General features: G+C 62.4%; 19 protein-coding genes. 10 read left to right on the forward strand and 9 right to left on the reverse strand.

Features of this window, described 5'->3' with window-relative positions; genetic code table 11:
• Window positions 1-52 precede the first annotated feature (52 nt).
• The gene (gene ypfJ / locus EU811_RS15450) at window positions 53-958 is read left to right on the forward strand and encodes a KPN_02809 family neutral zinc metallopeptidase (RefSeq protein WP_142939220.1); all 906 of its coding nucleotides are present in this window, start codon (window positions 53-55) and stop codon (window positions 956-958) included.
• 81 nt (window positions 959-1,039) lie between these two features.
• Here ypfJ and EU811_RS15455 read toward each other — a convergent pair whose 3' ends face one another.
• The 6 genes from EU811_RS15455 to EU811_RS15480 are packed head-to-tail and all read right to left on the reverse strand — an operon-like array spanning window position 1,040 to window position 6,194.
• Window positions 1,040-1,372, reverse strand: a complete 333-nt coding sequence (locus EU811_RS15455; protein WP_089595078.1) for a metal-sulfur cluster assembly factor — start codon at window positions 1,370-1,372, stop codon at window positions 1,040-1,042.
• 13 nt (window positions 1,373-1,385) lie between these two features.
• Window positions 1,386-2,171, reverse strand: coding sequence for a Fe-S cluster assembly ATPase SufC (gene sufC / locus EU811_RS15460; RefSeq protein ID WP_142939221.1), 786 nt, complete (start codon window positions 2,169-2,171; stop codon window positions 1,386-1,388).
• Between the two features lie 43 nt (window positions 2,172-2,214).
• Window positions 2,215-2,571 carry a non-heme iron oxygenase ferredoxin subunit gene (locus EU811_RS15465; RefSeq protein ID WP_142939222.1) on the reverse strand — a complete coding sequence of 119 codons (357 nt, stop codon included), beginning with the start codon at window positions 2,569-2,571 and terminating at the stop codon, window positions 2,215-2,217.
• Window positions 2,572-2,593: 22 nt separating this feature from the next.
• Entirely contained in the window at window positions 2,594-3,907 is a 1,314-nt protein-coding gene (gene sufD / locus EU811_RS15470) for a Fe-S cluster assembly protein SufD (RefSeq protein ID WP_142939223.1), read from the reverse strand.
• Between the two features lie 2 nt (window positions 3,908-3,909).
• Window positions 3,910-5,373: a Fe-S cluster assembly protein SufB gene (sufB, locus tag EU811_RS15475; RefSeq protein WP_011774792.1), complete on the reverse strand. Its 1,464-nt coding sequence runs from the start codon at window positions 5,371-5,373 to the stop codon at window positions 3,910-3,912.
• Window positions 5,373-6,194 (reverse strand): helix-turn-helix transcriptional regulator, encoded by an 822-nt coding sequence (locus tag EU811_RS15480; RefSeq protein ID WP_142939224.1) that lies wholly within the window; start codon window positions 6,192-6,194, stop codon window positions 5,373-5,375. The genes sufB and EU811_RS15480 overlap by 1 nt, the downstream gene beginning before the upstream one ends.
• 109 nt (window positions 6,195-6,303) lie before the next feature.
• Here EU811_RS15480 and EU811_RS15485 point away from each other — a divergent pair, with 109 nt between their 5' ends.
• Genes EU811_RS15485 through EU811_RS15495 form a run of 3 tightly spaced genes read left to right on the forward strand, consistent with a single transcriptional unit; the run spans window position 6,304 to window position 9,023 of the window.
• Window positions 6,304-7,269, forward strand: coding sequence for an ABC transporter ATP-binding protein (locus EU811_RS15485; RefSeq protein ID WP_142939225.1), 966 nt, complete (start codon window positions 6,304-6,306; stop codon window positions 7,267-7,269).
• Complete coding sequence (locus tag EU811_RS15490; protein WP_142939226.1) at window positions 7,266-8,030, forward strand: ABC transporter permease; 765 nt, start codon at window positions 7,266-7,268, stop codon at window positions 8,028-8,030. Before EU811_RS15485 ends, EU811_RS15490 begins: the two co-directional genes overlap by 4 nt.
• Window positions 8,031-8,078: 48 nt before the next feature.
• Window positions 8,079-9,023, forward strand: a complete 945-nt coding sequence (locus tag EU811_RS15495; protein ID WP_142939227.1) for a COX15/CtaA family protein — start codon at window positions 8,079-8,081, stop codon at window positions 9,021-9,023.
• Here the strand turns inward: EU811_RS15495 and EU811_RS15500 are convergent.
• Together EU811_RS15500 and EU811_RS15505 are read right to left on the reverse strand one after the other, a co-directional pair.
• Window positions 9,020-9,313, reverse strand: a complete 294-nt coding sequence (locus EU811_RS15500; protein WP_160147652.1) for an FtsX-like permease family protein — start codon at window positions 9,311-9,313, stop codon at window positions 9,020-9,022. The two genes, EU811_RS15495 and EU811_RS15500, sit on opposite strands and share 4 nt — an antisense overlap.
• Window positions 9,314-9,902: 589 nt before the next feature.
• Window positions 9,903-10,865 carry a heme o synthase gene (locus EU811_RS15505; protein ID WP_142939229.1) on the reverse strand — a complete coding sequence of 321 codons (963 nt, stop codon included), beginning with the start codon at window positions 10,863-10,865 and terminating at the stop codon, window positions 9,903-9,905.
• A gap of 428 nt (window positions 10,866-11,293) precedes the next feature.
• Here EU811_RS15505 and tkt point away from each other — a divergent pair, with 428 nt between their 5' ends.
• From tkt to pgl, 6 genes are read left to right on the forward strand one after another with little or no spacing between them, the layout of a single operon-like run.
• Window positions 11,294-13,420: a transketolase gene (gene tkt / locus EU811_RS15510; protein ID WP_238703425.1), complete on the forward strand. Its 2,127-nt coding sequence runs from the start codon at window positions 11,294-11,296 to the stop codon at window positions 13,418-13,420.
• Window positions 13,421-13,453: 33 nt separating this feature from the next.
• A complete protein-coding gene (gene tal, locus EU811_RS15515) occupies window positions 13,454-14,572 on the forward strand; it encodes a transaldolase (RefSeq protein ID WP_142939230.1) in 1,119 nt (372 codons plus the stop codon).
• A gap of 6 nt (window positions 14,573-14,578) precedes the next feature.
• Window positions 14,579-16,210 carry a glucose-6-phosphate isomerase gene (locus EU811_RS15520; RefSeq protein ID WP_142939231.1) on the forward strand — a complete coding sequence of 544 codons (1,632 nt, stop codon included), beginning with the start codon at window positions 14,579-14,581 and terminating at the stop codon, window positions 16,208-16,210.
• A gap of 15 nt (window positions 16,211-16,225) precedes the next feature.
• Complete coding sequence (zwf, locus tag EU811_RS15525; protein WP_142939232.1) at window positions 16,226-17,770, forward strand: glucose-6-phosphate dehydrogenase; 1,545 nt, start codon at window positions 16,226-16,228, stop codon at window positions 17,768-17,770.
• On the forward strand, window positions 17,767-18,708 hold the full coding sequence (locus EU811_RS15530; RefSeq protein ID WP_142939233.1) for a glucose-6-phosphate dehydrogenase assembly protein OpcA: 942 nt from the start codon (window positions 17,767-17,769) through the stop codon (window positions 18,706-18,708). The genes zwf and EU811_RS15530 overlap by 4 nt, the downstream gene beginning before the upstream one ends.
• Window positions 18,698-19,516 carry a 6-phosphogluconolactonase gene (gene pgl, locus EU811_RS15535; RefSeq protein WP_142939234.1) on the forward strand — a complete coding sequence of 273 codons (819 nt, stop codon included), beginning with the start codon at window positions 18,698-18,700 and terminating at the stop codon, window positions 19,514-19,516. Before EU811_RS15530 ends, pgl begins: the two co-directional genes overlap by 11 nt.
• On the opposite strand, the gene EU811_RS15540 is transcribed toward pgl, so the two are convergent.
• Window positions 19,469-19,864, reverse strand: a complete 396-nt coding sequence (locus EU811_RS15540) for an RNA polymerase-binding protein RbpA (RefSeq protein ID WP_142939235.1) — start codon at window positions 19,862-19,864, stop codon at window positions 19,469-19,471. The genes pgl and EU811_RS15540 overlap by 48 nt on opposite strands.
• Window positions 19,865-19,970: the final 106 nt, after the last annotated feature.

Consider the following 19,970-nt stretch of genomic DNA (forward strand, 5'->3'; position numbering starts at 1 on the left):
TTTACGGCAGTGTCTGGCACCAGGCACCAAAAGTGACGTCTATTCTGACTGTATGAGTTTCAATGACGGCGCGCAGCTTGACCCCTCCCAAGTGGAGGACCGACGTGGCAGTGGCATGGGCCGCGGTACCAAGATCGGTGGTGGAATTGGTGGCGGTATTGTGGTGCTGCTCCTGGCACTCTTCGGCATCAATCCCAACATCCTTGGGGACCTGACCGGGGGCGGAAGCCAGCCACCCGCCGTCGAAGGTGGCAGTGCCGGAGCCGGCGGCGTCCAGGAATGCCAGACCGGCGCCGATGCCGACAAACGCCTGGACTGCCGGATCACCGGTACGGTGAATAGCTTGAATGCTTTCTGGCCTGACTATCTGGCGGATTACAACGTCCAGTACCCGCGGCCCAAGACTGTCATCTTCAGCGAGGCCACAAACACCGGCTGTGGCGCGGCTACCAGCGCTGTTGGCCCCTTCTACTGCCCTGCAGACACCACCGCCTATTTCGATCCCGGCTTCTTCGATGAACTGGTGACCCGTTTTGGCTCTTCTGGAGGCCCGCTGGCACAAGAGTACGTAGTAGCCCACGAGTTCGGGCACCACGTCCAGAACATCCTCGGAAGCCTGGACAAGGCCCAGCAGGATCCACAGGGACCGCAGTCGGGGGCGGTGCGGGTGGAGCTCCAGGCAGACTGCTATGCGGGACTGTGGGTCCGCCATGCCACGACGCAGACGGATGCGAGCGGGAAGCCTTTCCTTGACCCCCTCACCCAGCAGGACCTGCAGGATGCGCTCTCGGCCGCTTCCGCCGTCGGCGATGACCGCATCCAGGAAGCCGCAACCGGCCGCGTCTCACCTGAGTCATGGACCCACGGCTCCAGCGAGCAGCGGCAAAAATGGTTCTATCAGGGGTACACCACGGGCGACATCAACAAGTGCGACACCTTCGGTGTGGCTGCGCCCTAAGGCATGACAACACCAAAAAGGAAGGGTTCCGGGTGATATACCCGGAACCCTTCCTTTGCCCGTTGCACGGGTGAATGCTGGTTAGATGTTGAAGCCGAGGGCCCTCATCTGGTCCTTGCCGTCGTCGGTGATCCGTTCCGGACCCCATGGCGGCATCCATACCCAGTTCAGGCGCCAGTCGTCAACCACTCCGTCGAGGGACTTGCCCACCTGCTCTTCAAGCACATCCGTCAGCGGGCAAGCCGCCGTGGTCAGTGTCATGTCGATCAGGAGCGCGCCGTCATCGTCGGAGTACTTGAGTCCGTAAAGAAGGCCCAAGTCCACGATGTTGACCCCGAGCTCTGGGTCAATGACGTCCTTGAGCGCTTCCTCGACGTCCTCGAGGCTGGTTCGCGCCGTGTTGATTTCGGTCATGGAACGATCCTAACTAGGCCTGCACAGCAGGAGCAACGGCAACGCCGGCGCCTGGAGCGTAGCGGTCGTAGCCTTCTTCTTCAAGACGGTCTGCGAGCTCGGGGCCGCCCTCTTCAACAACCCTGCCGTCAACGAACACGTGAACGAAGTCCGGCTTGATGTAGCGCAGGATGCGGGTGTAGTGGGTGATGAGCAGCGTGCCCATGTTGCCCTCTTCGTGGGCGCGGTTGACGCCCTCGGAGACAACCTTCAAGGCGTCGACGTCCAAGCCGGAGTCGGTTTCGTCAAGGATGGCGAACTTCGGCTTGAAGAGTTCGAGCTGCAGGATCTCAACACGCTTCTTCTCACCACCGGAGAAGCCCTCGTTGACGTTGCGCTGTGCAAAGTCGGCGTCGATGCGCAGCTGCTGCATGGCAGCCTTGACGTCCTTAGTCCAGGTGCGCAGTGCCGGTGCTTCGCCGTCGATCGCGGTCTTGGCGGTGCGCAGGAAGTTGGTCATGGTCACACCGGGAACCTCTACCGGGTACTGCATGGCCAGGAACATGCCTGCACGGGCGCGCTCGTCGACGCTCATTTCCAGGACGTCTTCGCCGTCCAGCGTAATGGTGCCGCTGGTGACGTTGTAGCGCGGGTGACCGGCGATCGTGGAGGCGAGGGTGGACTTGCCCGAGCCATTGGGGCCCATGATGGCGTGCGTTTCACCGGTCTTGATGGTGAGGCTGACGCCCTTCAGGATCTCCTTGGTGCCCTGCTCCGTCTCGATGCTGACGTGCAGGTCCTTGATTTCAAGAGTTGACATGCTCTTCTTTCTTTCCGTTCGTAAGTCTGGCGGTACTGGGCGCTCAGTAGTGATCTACCGAGGCGCCGTTCACAACGTTGGTCACGTCCACGTAAACGTCGTCTCCATCGATGGTGACGGCAAAAACGGGGACGGGGTCATAAGCAGGCAGCTGGAGCGGTTGTCCGCTGCGGAGGTCGAACTGGGAACCGTGTCCCCAGCACTCGATCGCGCAGCCTTCAACCTCACCCTCGGACAACGAGATGTCCGCGTGCGAGCAGGTATCGGCGATGGCGTGGATCTCGCCCATCGAGTCCTTGACGATGGCTACAGGATAGTCATCGATCAGGACACGCAGCGCTTGCTTGACCTGGATGTCATTGGCGTTGCATACCAGTTCGCCCTTGGTTTGTTCACTCATTGTTTGCTCTGCCTGGCCTGTCTTAGTTGTCGGTCGCGGCGAGTTCGCGCTCAACAGCTGCGGTCAGGCGATCTTCGATTGCCGGGACCTTGATCTGCTGGATGATCTCGTTGAGGAAGCCCCGGACCACCAGGCGGCGGGCAACCTTCTCAGGAATACCGCGGGCCATGAGGTAGAAGAGGTGCTCGTCATCGAAACGGCCGGTGGCGCTGGCGTGGCCTGCACCCTCGATCAAACCGGTCTCGATTTCGAGGTTGGGAACCGAGTCGGCGCGTGCACCGTCCGTGAGGACAAGGTTGCGGTTGGCCTCGTAAGTATCGGTACCTTCTGCTTCCTTACGGATCAGGACGTCGCCGACCCATACGCTGTGGGCATTGCGTCCCTGAAGAGCACCCTTGTAGAGGACGCGGGACTTGCAGTTGGCCACCGCGTGGTCAACGAAGAGACGCTGCTCAAGGTGCTGGCCGGCGTCGGCGAAGTACAGGCCGAACATTTCGACGTCGGCACCGGGAGCCGTGAAACGCGTGGACGGCGTGACCCGAACGAGGTCGCCGCCCAGGCTGACCACGATGTGCTTGAACTTGGCATCGCGGCCGATCTTTGCCTGCTGCGAAGACGCGTGGACCGCGTCGTCTGCCCATTCCTGCAGCGAGACGACAGTCAGTTCAGCACCGTCCTCCACAATGATTTCCACGTTCTCGGAGACAACCGCGGAGCCCTGGTGATCCAGAATCACAACAGCCTTGGAGAAGCGTTCGGCCACAATCACGATGTGCTGTGCCGACGGCGCCTCACCAGCGCCGGTGACCAGGACGGAAACTTCACTCTCGGCCTGCAGATCGGCGGGCACGGTGATCACGGTGGCCTCGGCGAAGTTCTCCCAGGCATTGGCGGACACGAGGTCCTCGGGGATGCCCGCCTGGCCGATGCGCTTGTCATCGCGGCCAACAGTTTCAACAACGACGCCGGCCGGTGCAGTGACGCTGACAACAGGAGCTGCGCCGTTGAGGACATCGGTGTGGAGGCCGCGGAGGCGCTTCAACGGAGTGAATCGCCAGTCCTCCTCAAGGCCGTTCAGCGGCTTGAAGTCTGCAAGCTTGTACGAGGTGAGGCGGCCGGCGCGGGAGCTGTCCGGGATGCCGACCCCGCCACCGTGCGAGTGGCTCTTGGCCGAAGCGCCGCCGAGCGGACCAGCGGAGGGCTGCTCCGACGTCGTGCTGGTGTTCGTTCCGGTGTTGGCGGGCGAAAGGTTCTCGCCTTCCTCGGTGAAGCCGTTGATGAACGGCTGAGCCGAGGGCGCGCCGATGCGCGCTTTTTCAGTAGTGATATCAGTCATTGTTAACCGACGGACCCTTCCATCTGCAGTTCAATCAGGCGGTTCAGCTCAAGAGCGTATTCCATGGGCAGTTCACGGGCGATCGGCTCGATGAAGCCGCGCACGATCATGGCCATGGCCTCGTCTTCAGGCATGCCGCGGGACATCAGATAGAAGAGCTGCTCTTCGCTGACGCGTGAAACGGTGGCCTCGTGGCCCATGACAACGTCATCCTCGCGGATGTCGATGTACGGGTACGTGTCCGAACGGGAAATGGTGTCCACCAGCAGGGCATCACAGCGGACCGTGTTGGCCGAGTGCTTGGCACCCTCACGGACCTGGACCAGGCCGCGGTACGCTGCACGTCCGCCGCCGCGGGCGACCGACTTGGAAATGATGGAACTCTTGGTGTTCGGTGCAATGTGCACCATCTTGGACCCGGTGTCCTGGTGCTGGCCCTCGCCGGCGAAGGCGATGGACAGCGTCTCGCCCTTGGCGTGCTCGCCAACGAGGTAGACGGCCGGGTACTTCATGGTCACCTTGGAACCGATGTTGCCATCGATCCACTCCATGGTGGCGCCCTCTTCGCAGATAGCGCGCTTGGTCACCAGGTTGTACACGTTGGTGGACCAGTTCTGGATGGTCGTGTAACGGACGCGGGCGCCCTTCTTCACGATGATCTCCACCACGGCCGAGTGCAGTGAGTCCGAGGTGTAGATCGGAGCCGTGCAGCCTTCGATGTAGTGAACGTAGGAGTCTTCATCAGCGATGATCAGCGTGCGCTCGAACTGGCCCATGTTCTCCGTGTTGATGCGGAAGTAGGCCTGCAGCGGGATGTCCACATGAACGCCCTTGGGCACGTACACGAATGATCCGCCGGACCATACGGCCGTGTTCAACGAAGCGAACTTGTTGTCGCCCACCGGGATGATGGTGCCGAAGTACTCCTGGAAGATCTCCGGGTGCTCGCGAAGTGCGGTGTCCGTGTCCAGGAAGATCACGCCCTGGGCTTCCAGGTCCTCGCGGATCTGGTGGTAGACAACCTCGGACTCGTACTGGGCTGCGACGCCAGAGACGAGACGGCTGCGCTCAGCTTCGGGGATACCCAGCTTCTCGTAGGTATTCCGGATGTCTTCCGGAAGGTCTTCCCACGTTGCCGCCTGCTTCTCGGTGGAGCGCACGAAGTATTTGATGTTGTCGAAGTCGATGCCGGAGAGGTCTGCACCCCAGGTAGGCATAGGCTTGCGGTCGAAGTACTTAAGGCCCTTGAGCCGCAGATCGAGCATCCATTCAGGCTCGTTCTTCTTCGAGGAGATATCGCGGACGACCTCCTCGTTGAGGCCACGACGGGCGTTGGCGCCAACGTCGTTCTTGTCGGCCCAGCCGTACTCGTAGTTTCCGATACCGTGCAGTTCGGGATTCTTCTCCAGAATCTCCGAGATCACAGTGCCGTCAGCTACCGCTTTCTCTGCTATTTGGTCCGTCATCACGGCCTTTCTTGCTGGTTGTTTGATTCCTGGTACGGGTTCCCGGACTGCACTGCGACATCCGGAGATGCCGTGGCAGCCGGGCGCCCGGTAGGTATATGGGTGGTGCACACATGTCCGCCCTGCGCGAGCGTGGAGAGACGCCGGACATCGACGCCCACCAAGCGCGAGAAGACCTCGGTCTCGGTGTCGCAGAAAACCGGAAACTCCGCAGCCAGGCGCTGGATAGGGCAGTGACCCTGGCACAGCTGGACGCTGGACAGTGCGGCGGGCAACGGGGCCTTGGCCTCAATGGAATGGGCTGATGCAACGAAGCGATCGCGGCTCAGGGCCCTGGAAAGTGCCATGGCCCTGGCAGTGATGTCATCTCCGGCGGCCTCGACCTCGGGAGCGTAGCGCCGTTCCATATCGGAGAAGCGTTCCTCCGCATATGCGCGAACCGCGTCTTCGCCGGCGAGTTCCTGGAGACGGTGGAGCGCCGAGCTGGCAATGTTCAGGTAGTCATCGCCGAGAGTGGACTGTCCCTGCGAGCTCAAGACGTAGCGGCGCGCGGGGCGTCCCGCGCCGGAACCGGCCTTGGTCACACGCTTGACTTCGATTACGCCGTTGCGCTCCAAGTGGTCAAGGTGGCGGCGGACTGCGGCCGGTGTGAAGCCGAGGAGGTCGCCGAGCTCCGCGGCGCTCACTGGACCGTTTTCCAGAACGGCGCTTAGGACCCGGTCCCGTGTGCGATCATCCGCGTCCGGCATCGCGGGCGGGGCAACGAATGCCTCCGCCGCTGCAGCATGCCGTGTTGAAGGCATGGAAGTTGGACTGCTCATGGAATACACAACATAATCATGTCGTAATTTGTTTCATGCATCCAGTAAGGCAAGGCTGACCTGCGGAAGCCGCCAAGTGTGACCGTACTACTTCCCGTAGAATACCCTGGTGCGATCCCCCAAATCCCCCGTCCTCACTATAGATGGACTCATAAAGGACGTAGGCCCCCTGACCTCCCTTGACGGCAAAATGCTCAGGGTGGTCAGCGGACTGTCGCTGGTGGCCGAACGCGGCCAGGTAACCGCCCTATTGGGGGCTAACGGCGCGGGCAAGACCACCACGCTCGAGTGCGCCCAAGGTTTGCAGAAGCGAACAGGCGGAAATATCTCCCTCCTTGGCGCGGACCCTGATACTGCAGGTGCCGTCTTGAGATCCCGCGTAGGTGTGATGCTCCAGGACGGCGGCCTCCCGCCGTCGGCCCGTCCCATACCCTTGTTGCGGCATGTCGCCGGCATGTACCAAAAGCCCATGAACGTTGACGCGCTGGTGGAACGCCTGGGAATACACCAGTTCAGCCGGACCAGCGTGCGCCGCCTTTCCGGCGGCCAAAAGCAGCGGCTGGCACTCGCGGCGGCGCTGGTGGGTAACCCTGAAATCCTTTTCCTCGACGAGCCCAGTGCCGGCTTGGATCCACAGTCCCGGCAGATGGTTTTTGAGCTCATTGCCGAGCTCAGGGATGCCGGAATGGGCATTGTCCTGACCACCCACCTGATGGACGACGCGGAACGCCTGGCGGACTACGTCTACATCATCGACGGCGGTCACAACGTGGTTGAGGGAACGGTCGCCGAATTGCTTCGGCACGATCACGCAGCGGACTCCGCCATCACGGACCGGACGCTCTACTTCGACGCACCCGGCGGTCTAAGCTTGAACGGTGCTGTGGATGCCGGCCTGCAGATAACAGAGACGCGCTCCGGGAGTTACGCCATCACCGGCGCCATCACCCCGAAAGACCTTGCATCCCTGACTGCTTGGTGGGCTGAACGGAACATCATGCCCGCCTCGCTGCGGTTGGAAGCCCGTAGCCTGGAAGACGTGTTCCTGGACATTTCCGGAAGGGACCTCCGATGAGCCCACTTCACTCGCCCAACGCCGGACCGGCATCCCTACCGCGCCGGATCATGCAGCAGGGCCGCTACGAGACCATCACCATGCTGCGCAACGGTGAGCAACTCATCCTCGCTATTGTCCTACCCTTGATGGCCTTGGTGGGACTGGTAGTGACGCCCCTCCTCGATGACATGGGCGGATCACGCGTAGACGTTGCAACGCCGGGAATCCTGGCACTTTGTGCGATGTCCACTGCCTTCACCGGCCAGGGCATCGCTACCGGCTTTGACCGCCGGTACGGAGTGCTCCGTTTCCTGTCCACAACTCCCCTTGGTCGGGGCGGACTCATCGCAGGCAAGATCCTCGCCGTGCTGGTGGTCCTTTTTCTTCAGGTCCTGGTCGTGGCAGCCGTTGCCGGCATGCTGGGATGGCAACCACGCCTGGACGCCTGGCTTCCAGGGCTCGGACTTTTAGTTCTCGGTGCTGCAGCCTTCACTGCGCTGGGGCTGCTGGTGGCCGGTACGGTGCGCCCTGAAGCTACCCTGGCAATCACCAACCTGCTGTGGATTCTCCTGGGGGCCCTGGGCGGGATTGTGGTGCCGGCGGAACGACTACCTTCCCTACTTCAGGGCATCGTGCACTTCCTGCCCTCAGGGGCGCTGGGCCAAGCGCTCCGTGATGCTTTCCTCTCGGGCAGTGTTCCTTTCCCCGCCGTTTTAGTCCTCCTGCTGTGGACCGTACTGGCCGGTGCTGCGGCCATCCGATGGTTCAAATGGAACTAACCCATTCAGGCATTAACCACCAACGCAGAACTGAGAAGTGAGACAACTGTGAGCACGGCATCGCGCCTACCCAATACCGTCCAGCGATTGACGTCCAAGCTGCCCACCGAGGTCAACAACGCCGTGCGCCGCCTGGCACTGTTGTCCCTCATTGGACAGACAGTGCTTGTGGTGACCGGTGGTGCCGTGCGACTTACCGCTTCCGGCCTTGGGTGCCCTACGTGGCCGCGCTGCACCAGCGATTCGTTGGTGAATACGCCGGAGATGGGCATCCACGGTTTCATCGAATTCGGCAACCGGCTCCTGACCTTCGCTCTGGCAGCCGTTGCTGCGCTCATGCTGGTGTACTTGTGGAATCTCCGCAAAGAGCGCCGCGACCTGTTCGTCCTTGCTCTGGGCCTTCTGGCCAGCATTCCGGCGCAGGCTGTGATCGGTGGAATCACGGTTCTGTCCGGCCTCAACCCTTGGGTTGTGGGCCTTCACTTCCTTGTCTCCATGGCTCTGGTGGTCTTCGCCACACTCCTGGTCAACCGCGCTTACGGGCGGACCGGCCGGTTCATGAACCGCACGCTGCCTGTCCTGCCCGCTGTAACCCGTCCGTTGATGACGGCCGTTGCTGTTTTCTCGGCACTTTCGGTGATGCTGGGTGTCGTGGTCACTGGCGCCGGGCCCCACGCAGGCGATGCAGATGCTCCGCGCAATGACCTTGACTGGGACCTCTTCTCACATATCCACGCCGTACCGGCCTACCTGATCACTGCAGGAACACTATTCGCGGTGTACTTGGTTTTCAGGCACAAGCTTTCCGGGCCATTCCGGACGGCGACGTATCTCCTTCTGGGTGTAACCCTGCTGCAGGCCGTCATCGGCTTCACTCAGTATTACAACGGCATTCCCGCACTGCTCGTGGGCGCTCATATGTTCGGTGCTGCCGTGTTGATGAGTGCGGCCACCAACGCCGCTGATGTGGCGAAGTACAGCCCGAAGCGTTAGCTGCGGATGAGCTGCGCCGGATTCGCCCGCGACGCCACCACTGCCGGATAAACCGCTGAGAGGGTGCCACTGAGCAGGTCGGCCGCGATACCCCAAAGGGCCGCATCTGCTGGAATCACCGGGACCCAGCCCTCGTTTGCGGCGTAGGCAAGAGCGGCGCCCATGCCCGCGGCGGCGCCGGCAATGCCACCAAGTGCACCCACTACTGCCCCTTCCACAAGGAACATGGACGCCAGAGCGGTCCGCCGCATTCCGAGGGCCAGCAGAACAACCGAAACTATCGCAACCATACGGCGCGCCGGTTTGCGTCCTGAGGACCAAATTCGCGGCCACATTGGTTGACCTTATGGGGTAGGACCGAACGCCAACCACAACGGCGCCATCGAGGATGGGGTCACGCCCCGGTTTATTGATGATTCCCACCACTGGTACTGGCTGGCCATAGAGCCACATCACGACGCCGGGTCCCGGCTTCGCGACGCCCAGCTGCCGTGCGGCGTCCCCGCCGAGGACGGCGACCGGAGCCCCGAATGAATGATCAAGCAGGGCGACATCACCAAAGGAATCGGTGGCACTTTGCAGACGGACAAATGCGGCGTCTGCGATGCGGACAGCACCTCTGCATGGGGGCGCCTCGGGGATAGAGCCAGCCGGAATGTCGAAGGCTGTGTGTCGCTGGACTGTCCGCGTCACATCACGAACGATAGGGGGCGTTACGGGACCCCTGGAGCGGTTAGGCTCCGCGGGATGTGAGAGAGGGATCCGCTCAAGCCCGTGGGATGTGAGAGAGGGTCAGAGAAGAGCGCCGCAAAACGGCGACGCCGGCACTCTGGCGAGTACCGGCGTCGAGCGTTTGCGGCTTGCAGAGCGTGTGCGGAGCTAGGCGCCAACGATCGCGGAGCCGACGAACGGATCAACGGCCAAGGCAATGAAGAGCAGCGTCAGGTAGCTGATGGAGCCATGGAAGACCTTCATTGCGCCCTTGTTGGAGACGTCGCCACCCTGGGCGCGCTTGTACAAGGCGTGGCTTTCGTAGAGGAACCAGGCGCCGGCGGCAACGGCGACGATGGTGTAGACCCAGCCGGCCCCACCAACGGGCACCATCAGCAACGAGCAGGCCACCATGGCCCACGCGTAGAGGACTACCTGTACAGAGACCACCTTCGCGCCGGCGATGGCGCCGAGCATGGGTACGTTGGCGTTGCGGTAGTCCTCGCCGTATCGCATGGAAAGCGGCCAGTAATGGGGAGGCGTCCAGAGGAAAATCACCATGAACAGGACAATGGCGGGCCACTCGACCGTGTTGGTAACGGCCGCCCAGGCGATGAGAACCGGGAAGCATCCGGCAGCACCACCCCAGACGATGTTCTGGGCCGTGCGACGCTTCAGGATCATGGTGTAAATGACCACGTAGAAAACGATCGCGCCGAGACCCAGCCACGCAGAAAGCGGGTTGGCACCGAACCACAGGATCGCGATCGAGGCGGCACCCAGCACCCAGGCAAACACCAGGGCCTCGCGCGGCGATACTTCACCAGTGACCAAGGGCCGCTTTTCCGTGCGGTGCATGAGTTTGTCAATGTCGCGGTCGATGTAGCAGTTGAAGACGCCGGCACTGCCGGCAGCGAATGCACCACCAACGAGGGTCGCAAGAATCAGCCCGATGGACGGGAAACCGCGTTGCGCAAAAATCATGGTGGGCAGTGTGCTGACCAGGAGCAGTTCGATGACCCTGGGTTTGGTCAGAGCCAGATACGCCTTGAATTTACGGGACATTCCGATGCTTCCCCGTGCCGGGGACGCGTTAAGGGGCGTATCAGTTGTGCTCACGGCGGCAGTCACTCTGTTCTATGCTCTGGGGTTCTCGCAGCGGCTGCCGTCCCTGTTGTCGAAAGCAAACTCGGGCGCATGAACCGCTGCTGGCCTTCAAATATCATACCGTGGCGGAAAGAGGGCCGATGTCCGCAAAATACGTCAATGTTTCCGAAACTTCACTCCCCCGTGGTGCCATGGTGATTCATATAAGCGAATTTCTGTCCAGTTAGTGGGATTCCCTCAGTTACCTGACACGTTTAGGGCTAAGCTGTTGAGCAGATCAGCACACGTTGACCATCCGGGAAACCGTATTCTCGGATATCCGTGCGTCTGGATGAGAGATCAACGTTTCAATGGTGAACGGCTGGTAGACACATTGCAGCGGGCGCCATCCTGTGCTTCCTGCGTGCCGTGTCCGTACGCCTGCCGTCAGCACAGAGAGGGGCTCGGTTTTCGTGCCACATTTGGAAGAGCAAGAACTGTCATGGACCGATCTGGACAAAAAGGCAGTTGACACCGTTCGCGTGTTGGCCGCCGACGCCGTGGAGAAGGTCGGAAACGGTCACCCTGGTACGGCAATGAGCTTGGCTCCGGCAGCGTACCTGCTGTTCCAGAAGCTGATGCGTCATGACCCGAAGAACCCGGACTGGATTGGCCGCGACCGCTTTGTGTTGTCCCCCGGTCACACGTCATTGACCCTGTACATCCAGTTGTTCCTCTCCGGTTATGGCCTGGAACTGAAGGACCTCGAGGCGCTCCGCACCTGGGGTTCGCTGACCCCGGGTCACCCTGAGTACAAGCACACCGCCGGTGTGGAAATCACCACCGGCCCGCTGGGCCAGGGACTGGCCTCCGCTGTTGGTTTCGCGTACTCCCAGCGTCGCCAGCGTGGATTGTTCGACGCCGATGCTCCCGCCGGCGAATCGCCGTTCGACCACACCATCTGGGTCATCGCTTCCGACGGCGACCTCCAGGAAGGCGTGACGTCCGAGGCGTCCTCGCTTGCCGGACACCAGGAACTGGGCAACCTCGTTGTGATCTACGACGAGAACCACATCTCCATCGAAGACGACACCGACATCGCCTTCACTGAAGACGTCCTTAAGCGCTACGAGGCCTACGGCTGGCACACCCAGCGCGTGGACTGGACCAAGACCGGCGACTACGTCGAAGACGTTCAGGAACTCTACTCGGCACTGCAGGCAGCGAAGGCAGAGACGAACAAGCCGTCCATCATCTCGCTGCGCACCATCATCGGCTACCCGGCGCCAAAGAAGCAGAACACCGGCAAGATCCACGGTTCCGCTTTGGGCGCTGAGGAAGTCGCGGCACTGAAGACCGTGCTCGGTTTCGATCCGGCCAAGTCCTTCGACGTTGACGAAGAAGTTCTGGCCCACGCCCGCAAGGTCCTGGACCGCGGCGCCGAAGCCCGTGCCGCGTGGCAGAAGTCGTTCGAGGCATGGCAGGCCGCCAACCCGGATGCTGCTGCCCTGCTGGAGCGCGTGGAAGCCAAGAAGCTGCCCGTGGGCATCGACGCTGCACTGCCCGTCTTTGAGGCAGGCAAGGACGTTTCCACCCGCGCTGCCTCCGGCAAGGTCCTGAACGCTATCGGCCCGGTCCTGCCCGAGCTCTGGGGCGGTTCGGCCGATCTCGCCGAGTCCAACAACACCACCATCGAAGGCTCGCCGTCGTTTATCCCGACCTCGCGCTCCACGGATGCCTGGAAGGGCAACCCGTACGGACGTGTGCTGCACTTCGGTATCCGTGAGCACGCTGCTGCTTCGATCGTGAACGGCATTTCCTTGCACGGACGCACCCGGGCCTTCTCCGGTACGTTCCTGATCTTCTCCGACTACCAGCGCCCGGCGATCCGCCTTGGCGCGCTAATGGGTGTCCCATCCCTGTACGTGTGGACGCACGACTCCATCGGCCTGGGCGAAGACGGACCTACCCACCAGCCGGTGGAGCAGCTCGCTTCGCTGCGCGCCATCCCGGGCCTGGATGTCGTCCGTCCCGGCGACGCCAATGAGGTCTCGGCTGCATGGAAGGCCATGCTGGAGAACCACGAGAACCCGGCAGGCATTGTCCTGACCCGCCAGAACATCCCAACCTACCCCCGCGGCGAAGGCGAAGCTGCTGGTGACACCTTCGGTTCCACCGCAGGTGTAGCCAAGGGCGGGTACGTCCTTGCCGAAGCCTCCAAAGACGGCGAAACCGTTGACGCGCAGGTCATCCTGATCGGCACCGGCTCCGAGGTTCAGCTCGCAGTCCAGGCCCGCGAAGCCCTGCAGGCCGAAGGCATCGCAGCCCGCGTTGTCTCCATGCCGTGCGTTGAGTGGTTCAACAAGCAGGACGAGGCTTACCGCGAGTCCGTGCTCCCCGCTGCTGTCAAGGCCCGCGTTTCGGTCGAAGCCGGTCTGGCACTGGGCTGGCGCGAATTCGTCGGCGACGCCGGCCGCTCCATCTCCCTGGAACACTTCGGCGCCTCGGCCGACTACAAGCGGCTCTTCAACGAGTTCGGCATCACCGCCGAAGCCGTTGCCGCCGCAGCCAAAGACTCCCTCGCAGACTCCAACGCATAACAGTCTGCTTCCCTCTCACAAGGAGAAACACACATGTCTACAACTCCCACGCAGCAGCTCTCTGACGCCGGCGTTTCGATCTGGCTCGATGACCTCTCCCGCACCCGCCTGGATACCGGCACGCTGCAGAAGCTCATCGACGAGAAGAACGTTGTTGGTGTGACCACCAACCCGTCCATCTTCCACGCCGCCATCACCGCCGGCACGGACTACGACGCCACCATTGCCGCCCAAGCTGCGGCCGGCGCAAGTGTCGAAGAGACGATTTTCGAGATCACCACCACGGACGTCGCTGACGCCTGCGATCTCTTCGCCCCGATCGCCGCCGCCACCAATGGTGTGGATGGCCGAGTCTCCATCGAGGTTGACCCCCGCCTTGCCTGGGACACCGCCGGTACCATTGCCGAGGCCAAGCACCTGCACGCCAAGGTCAACAAGGACAACGTCCACATCAAGATTCCGGCAACCCTGGAAGGCCTGGAGGCCATCACGGCCACCCTCGCCGAGGGCATCAGCGTCAACGTCACGCTGATCTTCTCCTTGGAGCGCTACCGCGCAGTCATCAACGCCTTCCAGTCCGGTCTTGAGCAGGCCAAGGAAAACGGCCACGACCTTTCCAAGATCCACTCAGTGGCATCGTTCTTCGTGTCCCGCGTGGATTCGGAAATCGACAAGCGCCTTGACGCCATCGGCACCGATGAAGCCAAGGCACTCAAGGGCAAGGCCGGCGTGGCGAACGCACGCCTGGCCTACCAGGTCTACGAAGAGCTCTTCTCCACCGAGCGTTGGGCAGTGCTGGCTGAAGCAGGCGCTCTCCCCCAGCGCCCCCTGTGGGCTTCCACCGGCGTGAAGGACCCGGCCTACCCGGACACCCTCTACGTCACCGAACTCGTCGCTGCGGGCGTGGTCAACACCATGCCCGAGAAGACCCTCGACGCCACGTTCGACCACGGAGTAGTCACCGGCGACACCATCACCGGCACCTACGACGAAGCGAACGAGACCCTCAACGCCCTCGAAGCCCTCGGTGTCTCCTACAACGACGTCGTCACCCTCCTTGAGACCGAAGGCCTCGAGAAGTTCGTGGGCTCCTGGAAGGAACTCCTCGCCGACGTTGAAGGCGCACTCGTCACCGCACGGAAGGCTTCCTAACACACCATGAGCACAATCAGCTACGACGCCAGCGGTGCCGCCCAGCAGGCTATTGCCCAGCACATTGACGGCTTGGTCGAGGAAAAGATCGCCACGCGGATTTTCGCCAAGGACCACACTTTGTGGGGGCCTGACGCGGAGTCCGAATCGGCGATACGCCTCGGCTGGGTAGAAGCCGCCACAGTGTCTCAGGCTTTGGTCGGTGACATCCTGGAACTTCGCGATGCCCTTCGCGGTGAAGGGGTCACCCGCATTGTCCTTTGTGGCATGGGTGGGTCTTCCTTGGCGCCTGAGGTTATCGCCGGCACCGCCGGCGTCGAGCTGACGGTGCTGGACAGCACCGACCCCGAACAGGTCAGTGCTGCATTGGCGGACCGGCTGGCGGAGACGGCTATTGTTGTTTCCTCCAAGTCGGGCTCCACCGTTGAAACCGACTCCCAGCGACGAGTGTTCGAGAAGGCGTTCAACGACGCCGGCATCGACGCCAAGAGCCGCATCATCATCGTCACCGATCCCGGTTCGCCGCTGGATAACGCTTCCCGCGAAGCGGGCTACCGCGCAGTGTTCAACGCCGATCCGAATGTGGGTGGACGTTTCTCTGCACTGACAGCTTTTGGCTTGGTCCCGTGTGGGCTGGCCGGTGTCGACATCCAGGCATTCCTGGATGAAGCTGAAGAAGCTGCTGAGATTCTCAATGAGGATTCAGCGGACAACATCGGCCTTGCCCTCGGCATCGCCCTGGGTGGTACCAACCCGCTGCGCAACAAGATCGTGATCGCCGAAGACGGTTCGGGCATTGTCGGCTTCGCTGACTGGGCCGAACAGCTGATCGCGGAATCCACCGGGAAGCTGGGCACCGGTGTTCTGCCGGTCGTTGCCGGTCCGGATTCCCCGGAGGCCCTTGGCGGTGCCGGGGATGTCCTGGTGGTCCGCCTGGTGAGTGCTGATGCCGACGTCGAACTTCGTGAGAACGAGGTTGCCATTGCCGGTGGGCTTCCCTCGCAGATGTTTGCCTGGGAATTCGCCACCGCGGTAGCGGGCCGTCTGCTGGGCATCAACCCGTTTGACCAGCCCGACGTCGAGGCAGCTAAGGTTGCCGCGCGCGGCCTGTTGGACGCCCGCCCTGAACCGACCCCCGCAGCGTTCACCGATGGTGCTGTGGAGGTTCGCGGCGGTGACTGGCTCGGGGACGCCTCGACGGCGAGCGAAGCTGTGCAGGCGCTCCTTGGCCAGCTCGGTGCAGATGGTTATTTGAGCGTTCAGGCCTACCTGGACCGCATTTCCCATGCACCGCTCGAAGGCATCCGTGACGAACTGGCTGCCGTCAGTGGCCGTCCGGTGACGTTCGGTTGGGGCCCGCGTTTCCTGCACTCCACGGGACAGTTCCATAAGGGCGGACCGGCAATCGGAGTGTTCCTGCAGATCACTGCAGCATCAGCTACGGATCTCGAGATCCCGGAGCGTCCCTTCACGTTCGGCCAGCTCATTGCTGCGCAGGCCTCGGGTGATGCCCAGGTCCTGGAAGGTCACGGCCGCCCGGTACTGCGCCTGCACCTCACCGACCGTGCAGCCGGCGTAGCCCAGCTCCAGGAAATCGTCTCTGCGTTGGCTAACCAAGCCAGCGCACTCGAAAGCTAAGGCACAGAACCAAACATGCCAGAAACTAAGAACGGCAGTACCCGGAATCCTTTGCGGGATCCGCGGGACCGTCGCCTGAATCGGATTGCCGGGCCGTCGTCGTTGGTGTTCTTCGGAGTCACCGGGGACCTGGCTCGTAAGAAGCTCATGCCGGCGGTCTATGATCTCGCCAACCGCGGTCTCTTGCCTCCCAGCTTCGCGTTGGTGGGCTTCGGCCGCCGTGACTGGGACAACGCCGAGTTCGCGGCCGAAGTCAAGGAAAACGTCAAGGCGCACGCGCGGACCAAATTTGATGAAGCGGTGTGGGAGCAGCTTGCCTCCGGTATCCGTTTTGTTCAGGGAGAGTTCGACGACGACGACGCTTTCGAACGTCTGGGCGATGTCCTGGATGAGCTGGATGAGACCCGGGGAACCCGTGGGAACCACGGGTTCTACCTGTCCATCCCGCCCAAAGCGTTTGAACAGGTCTGCCGGCAGCTGTCCAAGCATGGCTTGGCGCAGGCGAAGCCGGGGCAGTGGCGGCGTGTGGTCATCGAGAAGCCGTTCGGGCACGATCTTGAGTCTGCCCGCCAGCTCAACGACATTGTGGAGTCGGTATTCCCGGCTGACGCCGTGTTCAGGATCGACCACTACCTGGGTAAGGAGACGGTGCAGAACATCCTGGCGTTGCGCTTCGCGAACCAGCTGTTCGAACCGCTCTGGAACGCCAACTACGTAGACCACGTCCAGATCACCATGGCCGAGGACATCGGCACCGGTGGGCGTGCGGGGTATTACGACGGCGTGGGTGCTGCCCGCGATGTTATCCAGAACCACCTGCTCCAGTTGCTCGCGTTGACAGCGATGGAAGAGCCCATCTCCTTCAACGCCGATGACTTGCGGGCGGAGAAGGAAAAGGTCCTCGCAGCGGTCAAGCTGCCCGAGGACCTCTCCACACACTCGGCGCGTGGTCAGTTCACCGGAGGCTGGCAGGGCGGCGAGGAAGTCCTGGGCTACCTGGACGAAGACGGAATCCCGGCCGATTCCAAGACCGAGACGTTCGCCGCGATCCGGGTGGACATCAACACGCGTCGGTGGAACGGTGTGCCGTTCTACCTGCGGGCCGGCAAGCGTTTGGGCCGTCGCGTGACGGAGATCGCTGTGGTCTTCAAACGCGCACCCAACCTGCTGTTCCGTGATCACGGCGAGGACGACTTTGGACAGAACGCCGTGGTCATCCGCGTGCAGCCCGACGAGGGCGCAACCATCCGGTTGGGCTCCAAGGTTCCGGGCACGCAGATGGAAGTCCGCGATGTCACCATGGACTTCGGCTACGGCCACTCCTTCACCGAGTCCAGCCCCGAAGCCTATGAACGCCTCATCCTGGACGTACTTCTGGGTGAGCCGCCGCTGTTCCCGCGCCACCAGGAAGTGGAACTGTCCTGGAAGATCCTTGACCCGTTCGAGGAATACTGGGCCGGGCTCGATGAACAACCGCAACCCTACGCACCGGGTAGTTGGGGGCCGGCCTCGGCCGATGCCTTGCTGGCCCGTGACGGACGAACCTGGAGAAGGCCATGATCGTAGATCTTCCCGACACAACCACCTCCAAGATCTCCAAGAAGATCATGTCCCTGCGCGAGCAAGGCGGCGTGATTGCATTGGGCCGTGTACTGACCCTGGTAGTGGTGACGAAGTCCGGGTATGAAGAAGAAGCCATCGAAGCGGCCAACGAAGCCAGCAGGGAACACCCCTGCCGGATCATTGTCCTCGCCGACGCAGGCGTTGAAGGCCCTGACCGCCTCGACGCGCAGATCCGCGTCGGTGGCGACGCCGGTGCATCTGAAGTCATCGTCCTGCGAGGTCACGGTCACATGGCCCACGAAAGCGAATCCCTTGTGGCCGCTCTCCTGCTGCCGGACGCACCGATCGTGGCGTGGTGGCCTCACGGCGCGCCGGAAAGCGCCTGCGAGACCTCCATCGGCCGCATCGCGCACCGACGCATCACCGACTCCGCCAACGAGCCGGACCCGCGCCTGGCCCTGGAAAACATCCGTGCCACCTACAAGGCCGGCGATACCGATCTGGCATGGACCCGGCTGACCAACTGGCGCATGCAACTCGCGGCTGTCTTTGACCAGGTCGATAGCGACCCTGTCTCCGCCGTTGCCGTTGAAGGCGCTTCCGATTCCCCCAGCACCCTGTTGCTGGCGGCGTGGCTCAGTCTGGCGCTGGAGGCCCCGGTCACAATTGTGGCGGACCCTGCAGGTACCGGTATCCGCCGTGTCCGCCTGACGCGTGCCAGTGGCGACGTCCAGCTCTTCCGTCCCGGCCTCTCTGTTGCCGAGCTGACCCAACCCGGGCAGCCGGCACAACGCATCACGCTCCCCCGCCGAAGCCTCAAGGACTGCCTCGCTGAAGAACTGCGGCGGCTTGATCCGGACGAAGTGTTCGGAGAAGTGATTACGATGGGACTTCCACTTACCAGTCAGAGGAGAGTCCAGACCAGTGCACGCTGAGCCCAGAGTAAGTATCCACCCCGACTCGAAGGTGTTGATGGCCGCCATAGCGGCACGTCTGATCACCAAGCTTGTGGATGTCCAGGACAAGCATGGCGAGGCCACGGTGGTCCTCACCGGCGGAACCGTTGGTATCGGGACCCTGAAGGCTGTGGCTGACTCCGCTGCCGCACCTGCCGTGGATTGGTCGAGGGTGAACTTCTGGTGGGGCGATGAACGGTTCGTCGCTGCCGACAGCGATGACAGGAACACGCGCCAGGCCCACCAAGCACTGCTAGCCCACTTGGCGGTCGACCCGGCCAGGGTTCACGAACCCGGCTCCACCGATGCATATGCCACAGCTGACGAAGCAGCAGCAGCTTACGCCCAGGAGCTCAAGGCAGCTGCTGAGGCTGAGCACGCAGCAGACACATCAGACAACAGGCCTGAGCAACCGGGAATCCTGCCGCGCTTTGACATCCTGCTCTTGGGCGTTGGACCAGATGCACACGTAGCATCGCTCTTTCCTGAGCAAGCCGGAATTCGCGAGAAGACCCGCACTGTGGTGGGCGTGGAGAACTCACCTAAGCCGCCGCCGTCGCGCATCTCGCTGACGCTTCCAGCGATCAATACCGCACAGGAAATCTGGATGGTTGTTGCCGGCGAGGATAAGGCAGGAGCCGTGGGCCTGGCCCTCGCGGGTGCCAACCCTGTTCAGGTCCCCGCAGCGGGTCCGGTGGGGCGGGCGAGGACCCTATGGCTTATCGACGAGAATGCGGCGTCACGTGTCCCCCAGCAGTTGGTCCGGAAGGACCCCGCGGGCGCGTAACCGATCCAGCGCTCCGGCCAGGGCCACTTCGGCATCCTGGCTGGAGCGTCTTTCTTTAACGTAGTCCAGGTGCGATTTGAAAATCTCATCGTCAGGTCTTTCCGGGGCCGGATTCCCGGGGTCGCGCGTGGCGGGCGAACCACATTTGGGACAGTCCCACGTCTTGGGAATCTGCTCGTCCGGCAGTTTAAGGAAAACAAGCCGCGTTTCGTGTCCCTTGGCGCACCAGTAGGGAACGCGAATACGCGGCACTTGTTGTCCGGGGCCGTGGTCGCTCTGATGTCGCGGACTGGACCCTTGGGTCACGCCGACGCGTGTGCCCCGATATCCAGACGTGCCATGAACCATTTTCGAACCCCTCGCGACTCGGTGGTGGGCCGTCACGGCCTGTGGGCCTCACGGCCAACAGGGCAAGTCTAGTGCGAGGGGCCCGACGGCGGCAGTAGCGTTGGGT

It is taken from the genome of Arthrobacter sp. TS-15, from assembly GCF_006964045.1.
GTDB lineage: Bacteria > Actinomycetota > Actinomycetes > Actinomycetales > Micrococcaceae > Arthrobacter.